Below are 16,688 nucleotides of genomic sequence, written 5' to 3' on the forward strand. Positions count from 1 at the left end.
ATATTTCAATCTTCACTTTTTATCTTTTTCATATATATGTAGATAAATAAACTAGGAACTAAAAAACAAGCAAACATAATAAGTGCTGTTATACTGATTGCTTTTATCGAAATATCCGGTGTTACAATAATACAAATAGCTAACAGTCCAATAACAATACCTACCGGAATGAATAATAGTTTCATGAAATAGCTACGTGATACCCCACCTGTATGCTCATATGCCTCTACAGAATGTTTTAAATTTAAGAAGTTAATGGCTACGATCCCGCCCATAAATACCATTAATAGATCCGAAACACTTTCATATCCTGCTCCTTGCAAAACATAACGGTAAAAAACAATGCCTAGTATGATGATATTTTGTAAAATGAAAACTAACCTAATGTGTTTTAACCCCTCAATCATTAAACGTTCATCTTTCACGATTTTCACCCTATCACTCCTTTTCCTCCCAAAACAAATCATTCAATGTTTTATCTACCGCATAACAAATTTTCAAACATAAATCTAAAGATGGGTTGTATTTCCCCTTCTCAATTAAACTAATCGTTTGCCTTGTAACGCCTACTTTTTCTGCTAATTTTTGCTGTGTTAAATCTAACTGAACACGCGCGACTTTTATTTTACTTACAGCCATTCATGTTCCTCCTCCACCTTTATTGTAACATATACATTCCATTAGGTAATTTATATTTTACGAAATTAATTTAATTTCCACATTATCCCGATTGATGCGGGCTAATACACAGTGGGGATAAATCCCCACTACTGCCTATAGTTTCACTTTATTATACACAAAAAAAGGAGCCTCTCATAAGAAGCTCACTCTCCTATATCTATATTATAAGAATAAATGACATCCAAATAAAATTGTAAATAAGTATAGTAATGGATGTACTTCCTTTCCTTTACCCTTCACAATTTTCAAAACTGGATATACTAAAAATCCAATTGCAATTCCATTTGCAATACTAGACGTTAACGGAATACCTATAAAAATCAAAAATGCTGGTAACGCATCTTCAAATTCATTCCAATTAATATCTCGAATGCTTTGTGCCATTAAACTACCTACTATAATTAATGAAGGAGCTGTAATAGCGGCTACACTTGATAAAGAAGCAATAACAGGACTAAAAAATGCCGTTATAATTGTTAGACCAACAACTACAATCCCTGTTAATCCAGTTTTACCACCTGCAGCAATACCTGCTGACGATTCAATCGTCGCTGCTGTTGGGCTTGTTCCAAAGATAGAACCTGTAGTCCCGCCAATTGCATCTGCAATAAACGCTTTACCAAAACGCTTCTCTGTATTGTCTGTAATTAAACCTGCTTGTTTAATTAAACCAAGTAATGCACCTGTTGTATCGAATAAAAGTACAAGTAAAAATGAAAATACAACGCCGTATAATCCGTATTCAATTACATCTGAAAAGGCATTGATTGGGTTTGAAACGATGATACCCTCTGGTAAATGAGGCATCGCCACAATTTTATCAGCAAACTTCAATTGCCCTGTAAAGAAAGCAATAATTCCTGTCACAATCATACTAATAAATAATGCACCGCTCACACGCAATGTCATTAATACCGCCGCTAATATTAAACCAATTAAAGTTAAAATAACGGCTGGAGAATGAAAATCACCAATCGTAACTAAATTAGACGGATGATCCACGATAATTCCAGAAAGGCGCAATCCAATAAAAGCAATAAATAGTCCAATTCCACCTGCAATTGCATGCTTTAAACTATCAGGAATTGCTAAAATTAACTTTTGCCTAAACGAAGTAAAAGATAATAAAAGAAAAATAATCCCCGTTACAAATACAGCTGAAAAGGCAACTACATATGTAATCCCTTCTGCCTTCTGTACAACAGAATAAGCAAAATATGCATTCATTCCCATAGCTGGAGCAATAACAATCGGGTAATTCGCGAAAATCGCCATACCTACTGTTCCAACAACGGTTGCAATAATTGTTGCTGTAAACGCTTGGTCAAATGGTACACCTGCATCAGATAATATTTTTGGATTGATGACAAGAATATACGCAAATGTAAAAAAAGTTGTGATGCCAGCTAAAAACTCTTGCTTCACAGAAGTGTTATATTTTTGTAATTGAAACATGCTTATGTACCCTTCCTACACCTGAATTATTATCACACATTCTTTTTCTTACTAGTATGTGAGAAAATATAATACTTAATCTTAACAATCAATAAAAAGAAGAGTCAACATATTCCCTAATAGTTCGAATTTTAAGTTTAAGTCTGACAAGTACAGATGTAGTACAGTTCGTTATGATTATTTTTGTAGCATAACAGATAGAAATGTTTTATAATTTGAAATAGTTAAATATTTAGTAAACGCATTCAAATATCGTTCACTCTACAAGGGGGAGTCTTCTTATGCAGCACACAAACAAATCTGGAACTTTAAATCGTGGTTTAAAAGAACGACATATTACTTTAATGTCACTGGGCTCAGCTATTGGCGTTGGGCTATTTTTAGGATCCGCTTCCGCGATTAAACTAGCCGGTCCTTCTATTTTACTAGGCTATATGATTGCCGGACTCGTTATTTTTTTCATTATGCGAGCTCTCGGGGAAATGGCAATTGAACAACCTGTTGCCGGTTCTTTTAGTAAATATGCATATGATTATATCAGCCCACTCGCTGGTTATATTACTGGTTGGAATTACTGGTTCTTATGGGTGGTTACTTGTATGGCTGAAATTACAGCAGCTGGCATTTACATGCAGTACTGGTTCCCAGATATCCCGCGCTGGACTTGGGCGTTACTTGCTCTATTGTTAATGAGCGCTTTTAACTTCTTATCGGTAAAAGTATTTGGAGAACTTGAGTTTTGGTTTGCTCTAATTAAAATTGTCACAATTATCTGTATGATAGTAGTCGGAGCTGGTATTATTTTATTCGGATTCGGAAACGGTGGTATCGCTACTGGTATTTCAAACCTTTGGTCACATGGTGGCTGGTTCCCAAATGGTTTTTCTGGGTTACTACTCTCCATGCAGATGGTACTATTCGCTTATTTAGGCGTTGAATTAATCGGTGTTACAGCTGGTGAAGCTCAAAATCCGAAGAAAACACTCGCAAAAGCAATTGATAACGTGTTTTGGAGAATATTACTGTTCTACGTAGGAGCTCTATTCGTTATGATGGCAATTTATCCATGGAACGAACTTGGTGAGAAAGGAAGCCCATTCGTATTAACATTCCAGCAAATTGGTATCGCAAAAGCAGCAGGTATTATTAATTTTGTCGTATTAACAGCAGCTCTTTCTTCTTGTAATGGCGGTTTATTTAGTACAGGCCGTATGCTATTTACATTAGCTCAGCAGAAAAAAGCTCCTGAAAGATTTGGTCGTTTAAATAAAAATGGCATTCCAAGCCAAGGAATTGTAGCAACTGCTATCGTTTTACTCATTGGCGTTATATTAAACTATCTCGTACCTGCAAAGGTATTTACATGGCTTACTAGCATTTCAACTTTCGGCGCAATTTGGACTTGGGGCATTATATTAGTCGCTCAAATTAAATTCCGTAAAAGCTTACCTACTCAAAATAAACAAAAGTTATCGTATAAAATGCCTTTATACCCATTAAGCTCATATTTCTCACTCGTTTTCCTTGTATTAGTACTAGGTATAATGGCGTATTCAGAAGATACACGAATTGCATTGATTGTCGGCCCAATTTGGCTTATCGGCTTAGCAATCGTATATTACATGAAAGGGTTTCATAAGATTGATGAAACACCTAACTCAAAAATTAGTTAAGCAAAGCACCCCTTCCTTATTACTTGGAAGGGGTGTTTTTATATCTATATAAATATTTCTCAACAAAATTCACGGTATTTTTACAATCTTTTAATATTTTTTATGTTTTCCGTCTTTATTTTTACAGAAAAATAAATTACATTATTAAAGCACATATATTTATTATTAGGGGGATTCTTCTATGAAGAATAAAAAATGGATTACATTTTCTTTAGCAACAGCAATTACACTAAGTATAGGGACCTCGTTCATACCGTCTACTTATGCCGAAAGCTCTGTAGACCCAGCTCCTGAAATTGCTGCAAAAGTTGTAAATCAAAACAATGGGAAGAAAGTATTATTCGATAATACACACGGTCAAACTGCTGGGACAGCTGACTGGGTTATTGACGGCGGCTTTTCTGACTTCGGAAACGGCATTGCAAAAAACGGTTATCACGTAAAAGAACTTCGTAAATCAACACCTATTACGTACGAAGACTTAAAAGGTTACAATGTATTTATCGTTCCAGAAGCTAATATTCCTTACAAAAAATCTGAGCAGGACGCTATGTTACAATATGTAAAAAATGGCGGTAGTATCTTCTTTATTGCCGATCATTACAATGCGGATCGTAATAAAAATCGCTGGGACTCTTCTGAAGTATTTAATGGATATAGACGCGGTGCTTGGGATAATCCAGCAAAAGGAATGTCTAATGAAGAAGCAAATTCACAAACTATGCAAGGAGTAGAAAGCTCTGATTGGCTATCTGACAACTTCGGTATTCGCTTCCGCTACAATGCACTTGGTGATGTTTCAGCGAAAACAATTGTATCGCCTGAACAATCTTTCGGAATTACAAAAGGTGTTTCTTCTGTAGCAATGCATGCTGGTTCTACTCTAGCAATTACAAATCCAAAACTAGCAAAAGGACTTGTTTACCTTCCAGAAAATCCATCAAAATGGAATAACGCTGTTGATAGTGGCGTTTATAATGGCGGTGGTATTGCAGAAGGCCCATATGCTGCAATTGCAAAAGTAGGACTTGGAAAAGCTGCCTTTATTGGTGACTCTTCTCCTGTTGAAGATGCTACGCCAAAGTACGTTCGTGAAGATTCTGGCCAAACAAAGAAAACTTACGATGGTTATAAAGAAGAAAACGATGCGATTTTATTAGAAAACATCGTAAATTGGTTATCGAATAAAGAGACATTTACAAGTTTAGATCAAGTAAATGGTTTACAACTTGATTCACCTACAGCTCTACAAACATTTGAACAGCCAAGCTTATCAACAGAACCACAACCTGAACCTTGGAGTGCACCAAATGCAGGTTATCAATGGTTTAATACAAATACTTTTAAACCAGGTTCATACGGTTATAACGGTGCGGTAACAACAAGCGACTACGTCGTTACACACCCTAGCATTCTACCAAACAATGAAATTTTCCAAATGAAGATTCAAGTAAACAACTTACTACCTAATACAACTTATAACAACTATTCTTTAGGTATATTCACTACTGGTGGAACACAAGTAGCAAAAATTCAAAATACAAACGGCACTTGGCCATCTGCTTTTGGATATAGTAGTGCCTTCTCTTTCACAACAAACAGCTTAGGCTCTGCTGAGAAAGTTGTAAATGTACAGATTGATTCAAATACAACTGGACAAGCAACGCTTCGTCTACGTCAAAATACAACAGCGAAATATAATGAAACTGTAACGATTAATAAAAAATAATGAAAAAGGCAATCCATACATGGATTGCCTTCTTTTCACTTCTCTTCCTTCGAGAAAAACATTCTTGAAATAACGATACCTATACTACCGACGATTAGGAATAACACTGCCCTAATCATCATCGAAACCTCTGGTAAGTCAAGTAGGAATAACTTCCCTACCGTTACTACTAATACGATTAATCCAGCATATAATATTTCATTCATCTGTCTATAACGGCCAAACCAAACTGCAAATAACGCATATATCATCCATAATAACGATACAGATACGCTAATTATACTTCCATCTGTAGAAAGAACTTCACCAATTCTAGTGATTGTAATAAATACAATGACCATTAACCAGTAGAGTGCTATAGAGTACACATACTTACCAAAACTCGCTAACACTTCTTTCGCCTGTCTCATGCAATAATAGAACGTTCCTATTAAAATAAGATGAGCAACAAAACCTGCCGAAATAAATTGATCAAACGGGCTAAAAATCGTCTGTATCATTCCAATTGCGTAAATCGTTGCACTAACATACAACTTTATCTGTTGTTTTCCTTTAATAGAAGTAACCATACCGAGGAAACCTTGTAACAATAGTACGATCGCTGCATTCACTAAACTATACTCGTATAAAATCGCTAAACTAAATGCTCCCATTGCGAAACCAAATAAGAGATTTGTAAATGTAGAATGTCTATTTTTCCTATATTCAAATACGAACATAGCGGCATGCACGAGTGCACTAATAATTAATCCCCATGTTGTAAAATCAGGTATTTTTGAAATAGCTAGTATAAAGAACACTGCATTCGCACTAAATATCGCCAAACGCGGTTCTGGTATAAAACTTCTCTCCGTAAACATATGCCAAAATAATAGTAAATGAATCAAACCATATACAATCGTTAACTGTATTTGCAAGTTCTCTAATAATATTGACATAACAGCAAAGAAGACAAAAAGAACAATGGCCGCAACAGCGTAAGAAATCATATATAAGTATTTATAACGATTTTTCAATCCATACCATAATAAACTAAGTGTTAATATCGTCTCGTATCCAAAGAAAATATAAGGATTAGGAGTCGTACTATTTAACAAGAATGGCACGAAGAACGCTCCTACCGCTACGAAGATAGTAAGGTATTCCGAGTTATATCTTTTCGCTAAATAAATCCCTAAAATAACCCATGCAATATTAAAGAGAAGCGCGATACTTGCCGGAATAAATGCATACAAATAATGTGCCGCAAACGTCGTTAAAACAATCCCCGAAATACTTCCTCCAACCAATACTAATCCTAACGCCTGCCGCTCTCTTTTAATTTGAATATCTCCTATATAATACAAACCGATAGATAATGCGATACCAAACACAATTCGTATTGCTGGTGTTAATAAACCAGCATCTACTCCTGCTTTAAATAACCAGATCACTCCAAGCAACATAATACCGACAAATACACGCGGTAACCACGTTTGACAAAACTTAATAATATTAAATGGCTCTGGTTTAAAAGCAGATATATCTACTTGTTTTACCTCATATTCTTGCACAGGCTCTTTTATCGTAACTATTTCTTCTTTTGGCTTTTCCTCCATTACCGTTTCAATATATTCTTTCTTTTCCTTACTAACATGTTGCTGAGCGTTCTCTACTTCTATTTCCCTTTGCTTCACTTTTAATTCAGCAAGTGCTTCTTGAATTGTTTCAATTGCCGTTTCGAGTGCTTCTATTTTCTTATCCAAATCCTTCTTCATACGCTACCCCCTTATTCGTAACTCTCATTAAACCTATATATTACCAATTATCTTTATCATACTCTTAGTCTATTCATTTTCAATAGTATTTTTTCCAAAAAAAGAAAGATGCCTTCCCAAAATAGGAAAACACCTTTTTACTCATTTATTCTTATTTAGAACAATGCTAACGATGACACCAACACACACGCCTATAATAGCTGGAACTATCCACCCAACACCTTCTGTATAAAATGGAATGTATTTTAATACTGACGTCCACTGATTCATCATTACATTTTTATTTAAAATATCAATTGCACTAAATATTGCTACAATCCAAACAGTTACTGCATATACGTATGCATACTTCCCAATATACTTATGGAATAACCCTAGAATAATAAGCGTTAATGCAATTGGATAAATAAATCCAAGAATTGGTACTGATACTTTTAAAATTTGCGTTAATCCTAAATTAGCTAAGATCATACTAACAACGCTTACTATAAATGCCCACACTTTATAAGATACTTTCGGAAATGCAATCGCAAAAAATTGACTACAAGACGTAACAAGTCCAATTGAAACACATAAACAAGCGATAGTAAAAATAAGACCTAATAAAACGACTCCGCCCTGTCCAAATAATGTAATCATAACTTGTGCTAACACTTTCGCACCGTTATCAAATGTTCCTAATGAGCCACTAATTGCCCCCACATATCCAAGGATGACATAAATAATAGATAATAATAGTCCTGCCCCAATTCCAGCAATACTCATATATTTCGCTAAACCTTTATCATCTTCAATACCCTTTGCACGTAATGCATTTGCAATCACAATTCCAAAAATTAAAGCAGCTAACGCGTCCATTGTTAAATATCCATCTAAAAATCCTTGAAACATAGGAGCTTGGCCATAGTTCCCCGCAGCCTCTTTCACGCCACCTACTGATGTAAACATACTTTTTATAAAAATAATGGCAATCATACATAATAATAATGGTGTTAAAACTTTCCCAAACAAACCCATTAACTTAGATGGTGATAAACTTAACCAATAAACAATACTAAAGAAAATAACTGTATAAAACAATAATACTCCGCTTCCTGCTTCAGGGAATAACTGACCTGGCCCCATTTCAAAGGCTAAACTTCCCGCACGTGGTATACCAAGCCCAGGTCCAATAAATACATACACGATACATGGAAAAATAATTGCAAATGAAGAATGAACTCTACCCGCTAACGTTTGAAAACTTCCTGCTTTTGCAATAGAGATAACACCTAATATAGGAAGACCTGTTGCTGATATAATAAATCCTACTAATGAAATCCACACATGTTCTCCTGCTTCATATCCAAGAAAAGGTGGGAATATAAGATTCCCTGCTCCAAAGAACATCGAAAATAACATAAGACTAATAAGTAAAATTTCTTTTTTCTGTAACAATTTCATTTCTTTCTCCTTCTTTAATTTTATCTCTTATGAAATCAATTCCACATATAAAAAAAGTACAATAACCTGCTTCCTTACAAAGAAAACATAGTCCATAGTCTATCACAAAAGAAACCCCCCTTCTATAGCTATCCCCCTTTTCCAATTTCTTCTGAAAAATCAACCTTTATTGACTTATAATAGTTAATAAGGTAAAATATTAAATGTACAAAATTATTAACTTTGTTTTTGTTTGTGTCAGGAGGAAAATAAAATGGAATCAACGATACAACTAGAAAGAGAACAACAAAGAAAAAAGAAACATCCTCCAGGTTTATACTTACTCTTCTTTACAGAAATGTGGGAAAGATTTAGTTACTATGGATTACGAGGATTATTAACATTATATTTAACGACAGCTTTAGTAAGCGGTGGTCTTGGGTTTAGTCCCGCATGGGCACTCTCTATTTACGGATTTTACACTGGAGCCTGTTATTTCACACCAATGATTGGTGGATACTTAACAGATCGTTTTCTAGGTAGACGAAAAGCGATCACAATTGGTGGTATAACAATGGCAATCGGTAACCTTACACTATTTGCCTTGCAAAACCAATTAGGCCTATACCTCGGATTAGCGCTTATTATTATCGGTAACGGATTCTTCAAACCGAACATCTCTACACTGGTTGGAGAATTATACGAAGAGAACGATCCAAAACGTGATAGTGCATTTACCATTTTCTATATGGGTATTAACGTCGGGTCATTTTTAGCTCCACTCGTTTGCGGATTTTTATCAGAAAATTTATTCAAAACAACAGTTGATGGCGTTGTACATTACGGATTCCGTTACGGTTTCTTAGCCGCTTCAATCGGAATGATTATTGGACAAATTTTATTTACAACACTATCAAATCGCTTCCTTGGTAATATCGGTAAAAAACCAACTCGCGATTTACAAACAGCTGCTGGACAACCATCAGTAGGAGATACACCATTAACAAAAAAAGAAAAACAACGTACCGCAGTTATCGTCATTTTAACATGCTTCGTTGTCTTCTTCTGGGCTGGCTTTGAACAAGCTGGTAGCTCATTAACATTATATACAAACAAATTTGTAGACCGCTCTGTGTTCGGATGGGAAGTTCCAACATCTTGGTTCCAATCGGTCAATCCATTATTTATTATTTTGCTTGCTCCAGTCATTTCTGCATTATGGGCAAAACTTGCAACTCGCAAGCGCGGTGATTTAAAAATCCCAACTAAAATGGGACTTGGGATGATCTTGCTCGGTATCGGTTATATCATTCTCGTTATCGCAACATTAAAAACAGGTAGTGATGAACATAACATTACAGAAAAAGCAAACTTACTATTTATCGTCTTTACGTATCTTTTCCATACGTTAGGTGAGCTATTCTTATCACCTGTCGGACTATCAATGGTTAGTGCGCTTGCTCCGGTAAAATTAGCATCTTTACTAATGGGTGTATGGCTAGCAAGTTCAGGTATCGCCAACATTTTAGGCGGACAACTTGCAAGCTTCACAACTTCACTTGGATACGCTGAAGTATTCACAGTTATTGGCGCTGTGGCAATTGTATTAGGTTGTGTTTTATTATTAATTTCTAAGAAATTAGTGAAATGGATGGATTAAAAAAGATGAGGAATTTCTCCTCATCTTTTTTTATGCTGTTTTACCTTTTTCGATTGCTTGTTCGTACAGCTCTTTATGTTCTTTATATTCACTTGGTACGAAACTCTTATAGAAGAATGAGAACCAGCTGTCTCCCTTTTTATACCCTTCTTCTCGAATTTCCGCTGCTTTTTTATTCGATTTAAATCCTTCAGTAAACCATTTCTTTAACAATTCATTTCTTTCATACTTAGCAGGAACTTTTAAATCATAGTTTTCAAATGCATACTTATAGCCAGCTTTTTCTACTGCCTTTTTTGTAGATTTATAGCCTTTTTCATACGCTGTTTCATATGCCTTCACGTATACTTCTTTCTCTCTATTTCCAGGATTCTTTTCAGCTAATTCTTTCCCTGTCTTTTCCCCTAATTCAGCTTGCTCTTTTTCAATTTTTTCTACTCTTTCTTTATTCCCTACTTTGAACCCGTCTGCAAAGTTTACCTTAAACTCTGGAGCAACTTGACTATCGTCCATCGTCTCTTGTGCTAAACCTTGTTCTTTTCCTTTTTCAAAATGCGTTTTCTTCTGCTCTTCTAAAGACCATGCGGCTGCATAAGTCGCTTTAAACGCTTGTTTATATGCATCAGATTTTCCAGCTACATGCACTTCTGCATCATTTTTTCCTGCTTTAAAATCAGTTTCTCCATTCTTTTGACCTTCAAGTTGACCTTTTTCCATATCAGCTTGGCGCTGCGCTTCCTCTTGTTTACGTGCCTCTTCAGCTTTTCTTTGTTCCTCGGCTACACGTTGTCTCTCTTCTTCAGCTTTACGCTGTGCTTCTGCATTACGTTGTTTTTCAGCCTCAGCTTTACGCTGTGCTTCTGCAGCACGTTGTTTTTCAGCCTCATTATTGCGCTGGGCTTCTGCTTGTCTCTCAGCTTCTACAGCACTATTATTATTCTGGCTAGGAGCTGGGCTCGTTGCACCACTACTAGAAGCTGGTTTATTGTGATAATGATATTCCCCGTACTGTAATCCCCATTTCTCACAATTTGTACGACACGTATGTCCGCCATTAGCATCTGTACGCCCTGGATGCGCATAAGCTGAAATTGGAGCTACCAATAACGCTATACTCGTTGTTAAAAGAAGTTTCTTCACCTGTTGTCTCACTCTTGTTCCTCCCAAAATATAGAATTCTAACTTTATTATACATAAATAGAAGAATACTTAAATACCAACCAAAATATTCTATTATTTCTCAACATTAGTAAAAAAGAAGGTGAACTCTTTAAAGAGTTCACCTTCTTTTTTTACTTCTTCGCCTTCGTTCCTACTAAATCACCAGCAACAACATAACGCTTAGAATTATCCTTTACAGATACACATGTAATAAGCGTTATCTCATCTTTCCCATGATCCTCTACAACTTCCCACTTATCAGGAGTTACTTCAGATACACCAGTAACCGCATACTCATATTCATTTTCATTGTCATACAAATAAATTTTATCGCCTTTTTTCAAAGAAGCTATATCACTAAATAAAACACCTTTTTTAGACATGTTATGTCCTGCTAGTGCGTAATTTCCTTTTCCCATAACTTGATTCTCTTTTACTGTCGCTGCACCTGATAATAAGTTTTTTTCAGTAGAAGCTTTCAAAACAGGCAGTTCTACTGAAACACTTGGAATCGAAATACGACCGATTACTTGTTTCTTATCTAATGATGCATTCGCTACTTCCGCCAAGTCTGGTTGATTAATTTTGGAAGCATCTACAAATTCCGTCTCATGCTTTTCATAATCCATCTTTTGAACAGCCTGTACATTTTCAGTCTGTTTCTTTTCAGCCTGATATCCATCATAAAATGGCTTTCCAATTAACACGCCACCTACAACAAATAGAAGGATTGCTACTATACTATAAATTCTTTGCTTATTCATATACAATTCCTTTCCCTTACAAAATCTTACTCTATATAAAATGATAAAATAATATCGTCATATGTACAAGTATTAGCTTAAAAAGAAACCTTCTTGCCGGTGCAAGAAGGTTTCTTTTTAAGCTAATTTATTTCTGTATAGTGATACGTGAAATACTGTCATTTGAATAAAGAAAATCAAAAATAGAATATATAATGGGTATCCAGGAAGATATTCATTAATAATAGGCGAAAAAGTTAAAAATCCAACTGCACAAGGTAACACAAACCATAACGATACAAATGTTGTTCGGCAAGCTTTATCCGTAATCGCTTTTTCACGTTCATCTTCTAGTGGAAATAATAATGGATACATCCAAAAAGATAAATTCTTATATTTTTTCTTTTGAATTCTATAAAAAATTGTAACTATAATTGCTCCAATAAATAATAAAATGAATGGTACTCCATTAAACCATACTTCAAATGGGAATTTCTCGTTTTTAATTATATCTGCTAACTCTGTAATGACACTATAAAATTCAACAAATGTCCAGCATGCTAAAGCAGTATAAAGCACGTTTATGATATAAGAAAAAACAATTCTATTCATCCTCTTCCCCCTCCTTATTTAAAACAAACACATCTTCCATCTTTAACTGAAACACATCACAAATCGTAAGTGCTAATAACAACGAAGGAACGTAATCCCCTTTTTCAATTGCTGCAATTGTTTGTCTCGTTACTCCCACCTTTTCTGCTAATACGCTTTGTGTAAAGTTAAAACGAGCTCTTAATTCTTTTACTCTGTTTAAAATGGTCAAATTTACCACCTCTTACCATTATTGTATGCTATCCTTAACAAAATGTAAACTCAACTTAACATTATTCTTACAAAAAAATCCAACTTTACGTATTGTAAAGTTGGATTACGTTTTAGTTTAAAATTGTAAGCTTAACATTTTTTCTGCCCCACTTACTAGACGAAGCTTTATCTGGCATTAAAACATCAATTTTGTGACCTTTAATCGCGCCACCAGTATCTGCTGCAATTGCTTCTCCGTATCCTTCAACATATACACGAGAACCTAATGGGATAACAGATGGGTCCACCGCAATCAATTTCATTCCTGGGTTTGCAGTTAGATTATAGCCTCCCCATGCAGAATATACTTGTTGACCTGGTGCATAGCCATTTTCACCTGGATCTGCTGTATAAGCTGTTGCATGTACATAAAGTTCTTTCCCGCCAGCAGTTGGCTTAGAAGATGGTTCAGGTTGTGCAGGTTTTGCAGGTTTTGCAGGTTCTACCTTCGAATTATTATTAGCAACTGGTTCAGCCGGTTTACTAGCTTTTTCTTGCTTTTGCTTTTCAGCAATTTCTGCTTGTGCTTTCGCTAAGGCTTCTTGCTCTGCTTTTGCAGCCGCTTCTGCTTTTGCACGCTCTTCTGCCGCAATTCTTGCTGCTTCTTGTTCACGAGCAATTGTTTCTTGTACTGCCTTCATATTTGATTCAATTTTAGCTTTTTCTTCCGCTGCTAAATTAAGTTGACTTGCAACCTCATTATATTTAGCTTGAACTGTTTGTAAGTTATCTTGACGTTTTTTCAAGTTATCTTGCAGTTCAGCTTGTGCTTTTGCTAATTTTTGTTTATCTACTACTAAAGATGCTTCTTTATCGTCAATTGTTTTCTTATCTTCTTCAATTTGACGAAGATCTTGTTCTTGTAGACGTAAAATTTCTTTATCAGCTTCTAGAATAGTAGAAACTGCGTTCATACGTTGTAAGAAGTCTGCAAAGTTTTTTGACTCTACTACAACTTCTACTACTAAACTTGTATTTGAGCTGTTTTGAACAGAAACCATACGTTTTCTCATAATATCTTTACGAGCAAGGACTTTATCCTCTAAAACGACAATTTCTTCCTTTTTTTGTTCAATCTGCTTATGTGTTTCATCGATTTTACGTTGAATAGCAGCTTGATCCTCTTTATTTTTTGCAATTGTATTATTTAAATTATGTAGTTCGTTTTCGATACCTTTAATTTCTTTACTAACAGCTTGCTTCTCTTGCTCTTTCTTTTGCATTTCTGCATCGTTTTGTTGCAATTGCTGTTGCATGTTGTTAAGTTTCTCGTCGTTTGACTCTGCTTTAACAGCGACTGTACTAGAAAGACCGATAATTCCTGCTAATACTAGACAGCTGATTCGCTTAAAATAGTTCATAATCCGACTCCCTTCTTATACAGTTATACATGATTTATTTTACAGTTTGTTTACAAAACGATTAAATACAGTTTATTTTTCGTGACAAAAAAAAGAGAATTATGAATAAAATGTAATAGATTCTTAAATATTTAACAATTCCTATATTTAAAAAATACAAAAGATGCTAAAATCCAAATATAGAGAAAATATAACTTTCGAAGGCGGTTGAAATAAATACATGTTTACTCAAAAGAAATCACTCCAACATACAATTGCTCAATTAGAAGAGCGTATACAAGAATTAGAAGCAGAATTAAAACAAAAAGATATTGAAAAACAAGAGACTATTTCTACTATCCACGATCGTGTACAAAGCGTTGTCCAAGAGCACCAACTTGTAAATAACCAACACAATACACTCCAAAATTTAGTTCAACAATTAAGTTCATGTTTCGAAAATGTTTCAACACGTACGACACATTCCAATGAGTTAAATAATGAAATGTTACAAAAGGAACAAAGCTTAATTCAGTCTATTGCAGAAATTATTGACTGCTCTAATGAAGGTAAAGAATCCGTTCACCGCTTACTTATTGTAATTAATAAATTAGGTGAACAATCCCAACGCACGTCTAATAGTATGAATCATCTAAGCGAACGCTCAAAGGAAATCGAGCAAATTGTAGAAGTCATTCAAAACATTGCAGCACAAACAAATTTACTTGCTTTAAATGCGAGTATTGAAGCCGCACGTGCTGGAGAACACGGTAAAGGATTCGCTGTCGTTGCCAATGAAGTAAGAAAACTAGCAGAAAGTACAGCAGAAAGTACAAAAAACATAGGCAACTTAACGAAAAAAATTCAAGAAGAAATTGAAAAAGCATACGATAACACAAAAGATAATTTACATTTAGTCGATGAAGGTGTAGAAATGAGCGCCGATACAAATGCTAGAATTGAAAATATTTTAGTTATGATTCAAACGTTACAAAATGGTGCTACAAATGTTATTAAGGCTATTGAAAACCAAAAATCTTGTAATGATGACATATTACGAGAATTCGCTAACACACAACAAATGTTCCAAAAATTAAATACTACTATTATGAATCATATTCATGATGCTGAAAAAGTCGATGTTCAATTGTCTAAAAGTCTTCAAGGAACAGTAAATTCTTAATTAAAAATAAAAATCCCTTATACTGCTATGAGGGATTTTTATTTTATTTCGAATATTTATTTCTTTTCAATATTCATCCATATCTTTGTTATAATGGAAAAGTTGTTTCTTTCAACTAATAAACAAGGAGGTTATTATGGAACAATTTTACTACGTTTTAAAATATTTAATTCTCGGTCTGTTCCAAGGACTAACAGAACCAATTCCGATTTCTTCAAGTGGTCATCTCGTTTTAGCACAACATTTGCTAGGACTAAAAATAGAAGGGTTTAGCTTCGAACTACTTGTTAATTCAGCTTCATTATTAGCTGTATTACATATTTATAGAAATGATTTAATTCGTCTAACGAAGAATGGTCTCTCTTATATATTTACAAGAGCAGAAGACGCAAAATCAGATTTCTTCTTTATTATTTATCTTGTTATTGCAACCATTCCAGCAGGTGTTATTGGTGTTTTATTTAAAGATTACATCGATCAGTACTTAAAAGGTGTGAAGATGGTTGGGATTTCCCTTCTTATTACTGCTGTCGGCCTTTGGATTATTAGAAATTTACGCGGTCGTAAAAATGATGGCGACCTTTCTATGAAAGATGCAATCATCGTCGGATTAGCACAAGCTTGCGCACTGATTCCCGGAATAAGCCGATCTGGTGCCACAATCGTAGCAGCAATGTTACTTGGTATGAAGCAAGAAACAGCTCTTCGCTTTTCATTCTTACTATACATTCCTGTTAGCTTAGGTGGCTTATTGTTAAGCATTACAGACATTGCAAATGATCCAAATCTAGACACATTATTCGTGCCATATGTTGTTGCATTCATCGCAACATTTATCATGACGTATATTTCACTAAAATGGTTTATGAACATTATGGCAAAAGGAAATTTAAAATATTTCTCTTTCTATTGTATTATCGTAGGTGTACTTACTCTTATTTTCTTATAAAATGAAACTTACAAATTGAAAGCGAGTCATTCTATTACACTAGATGACTCGCTTTTTTATACCTTTATTAA

The 16,688-nt window shown here is 34.8% G+C and carries 14 protein-coding genes and 1 pseudogene; 5 read left to right on the forward strand and 10 right to left on the reverse strand.

Annotated elements, in window-relative coordinates; translation table 11 throughout:
• Positions 1-5 precede the first annotated feature (5 nt).
• From CQ064_RS21630 to CQ064_RS21640, 3 genes are all read right to left on the reverse strand, one after another.
• Positions 6-434, reverse strand: a complete 429-nt coding sequence (locus tag CQ064_RS21630; RefSeq protein WP_000706643.1) for a hypothetical protein — start codon at positions 432-434, stop codon at positions 6-8.
• 4 nt (positions 435-438) lie between these two features.
• The gene (locus tag CQ064_RS21635) at positions 439-639 is read right to left on the reverse strand and encodes a helix-turn-helix transcriptional regulator (RefSeq protein ID WP_000301177.1); all 201 of its coding nucleotides are present in this window, start codon (positions 637-639) and stop codon (positions 439-441) included.
• 204 nt (positions 640-843) lie between these two features.
• Positions 844-2,136, reverse strand: coding sequence for an NCS2 family permease (locus CQ064_RS21640; RefSeq protein WP_000487190.1), 1,293 nt, complete (start codon positions 2,134-2,136; stop codon positions 844-846).
• A 281-nt stretch (positions 2,137-2,417) separates the two neighbouring features.
• Here CQ064_RS21640 and CQ064_RS21645 point away from each other — a divergent pair, with 281 nt between their 5' ends.
• Positions 2,418-3,809 carry an amino acid permease gene (locus tag CQ064_RS21645; protein ID WP_001164901.1) on the forward strand — a complete coding sequence of 464 codons (1,392 nt, stop codon included), beginning with the start codon at positions 2,418-2,420 and terminating at the stop codon, positions 3,807-3,809.
• A 181-nt stretch (positions 3,810-3,990) separates the two neighbouring features.
• Complete coding sequence (locus tag CQ064_RS21650) at positions 3,991-5,538, forward strand: DNA-binding protein (RefSeq protein ID WP_000791514.1); 1,548 nt, start codon at positions 3,991-3,993, stop codon at positions 5,536-5,538.
• Between the two features lie 35 nt (positions 5,539-5,573).
• Here CQ064_RS21650 and CQ064_RS21655 read toward each other — a convergent pair whose 3' ends face one another.
• Together CQ064_RS21655 and brnQ1 are read right to left on the reverse strand one after the other, a co-directional pair.
• Positions 5,574-7,295, reverse strand: a complete 1,722-nt coding sequence (locus CQ064_RS21655; protein WP_000710913.1) for a DUF2339 domain-containing protein — start codon at positions 7,293-7,295, stop codon at positions 5,574-5,576.
• A 141-nt stretch (positions 7,296-7,436) separates the two neighbouring features.
• The gene (gene brnQ1, locus CQ064_RS21660) at positions 7,437-8,738 is read right to left on the reverse strand and encodes a branched-chain amino acid transport system II carrier protein BrnQ1 (protein ID WP_000771703.1); all 1,302 of its coding nucleotides are present in this window, start codon (positions 8,736-8,738) and stop codon (positions 7,437-7,439) included.
• A gap of 253 nt (positions 8,739-8,991) precedes the next feature.
• Between brnQ1 and CQ064_RS21665 the strand changes: the two genes are divergently transcribed.
• A complete protein-coding gene (locus tag CQ064_RS21665) occupies positions 8,992-10,377 on the forward strand; it encodes a peptide MFS transporter (RefSeq protein WP_000446273.1) in 1,386 nt (461 codons plus the stop codon).
• A 30-nt stretch (positions 10,378-10,407) separates the two neighbouring features.
• Here CQ064_RS21665 and CQ064_RS21670 read toward each other — a convergent pair whose 3' ends face one another.
• The 5 genes from CQ064_RS21670 to CQ064_RS21690 all read right to left on the reverse strand — a co-directional run bounded on the left by CQ064_RS21670 (position 10,408) and on the right by CQ064_RS21690 (position 14,506).
• Positions 10,408-11,529, reverse strand: a complete 1,122-nt coding sequence (locus CQ064_RS21670; protein WP_001249808.1) for a YHYH domain-containing protein — start codon at positions 11,527-11,529, stop codon at positions 10,408-10,410.
• A 140-nt stretch (positions 11,530-11,669) separates the two neighbouring features.
• Positions 11,670-12,302, reverse strand: a complete 633-nt coding sequence (locus CQ064_RS21675) for a class A sortase (protein WP_001041724.1) — start codon at positions 12,300-12,302, stop codon at positions 11,670-11,672.
• 117 nt (positions 12,303-12,419) lie between these two features.
• Positions 12,420-12,893, reverse strand: a complete 474-nt coding sequence (locus CQ064_RS21680; protein ID WP_001080042.1) for a DUF2178 domain-containing protein — start codon at positions 12,891-12,893, stop codon at positions 12,420-12,422.
• Positions 12,886-13,104, reverse strand: a complete 219-nt coding sequence (locus CQ064_RS21685) for a helix-turn-helix transcriptional regulator (RefSeq protein ID WP_000154019.1) — start codon at positions 13,102-13,104, stop codon at positions 12,886-12,888. The genes CQ064_RS21680 and CQ064_RS21685 overlap by 8 nt, the downstream gene beginning before the upstream one ends.
• Positions 13,105-13,216: 112 nt before the next feature.
• Complete coding sequence (locus CQ064_RS21690) at positions 13,217-14,506, reverse strand: 3D domain-containing protein (protein ID WP_001105779.1); 1,290 nt, start codon at positions 14,504-14,506, stop codon at positions 13,217-13,219.
• A 631-nt stretch (positions 14,507-15,137) separates the two neighbouring features.
• On the opposite strand from CQ064_RS21690, the pseudogene CQ064_RS34445 reads away from it, so the two are divergent.
• A pseudogene (locus CQ064_RS34445) lies at positions 15,138-15,668 on the forward strand (methyl-accepting chemotaxis protein); the annotation flags it as partial.
• 136 nt (positions 15,669-15,804) lie between these two features.
• A complete protein-coding gene (locus tag CQ064_RS21700) occupies positions 15,805-16,617 on the forward strand; it encodes an undecaprenyl-diphosphate phosphatase (RefSeq protein WP_000434792.1) in 813 nt (270 codons plus the stop codon).
• Positions 16,618-16,688: the final 71 nt, after the last annotated feature.

Origin of the sequence: Bacillus sp. MYb78 (genome assembly GCF_002975115.1) — a bacterium.
GTDB lineage: Bacteria > Bacillota > Bacilli > Bacillales > Bacillaceae_G > Bacillus_A > Bacillus_A cereus.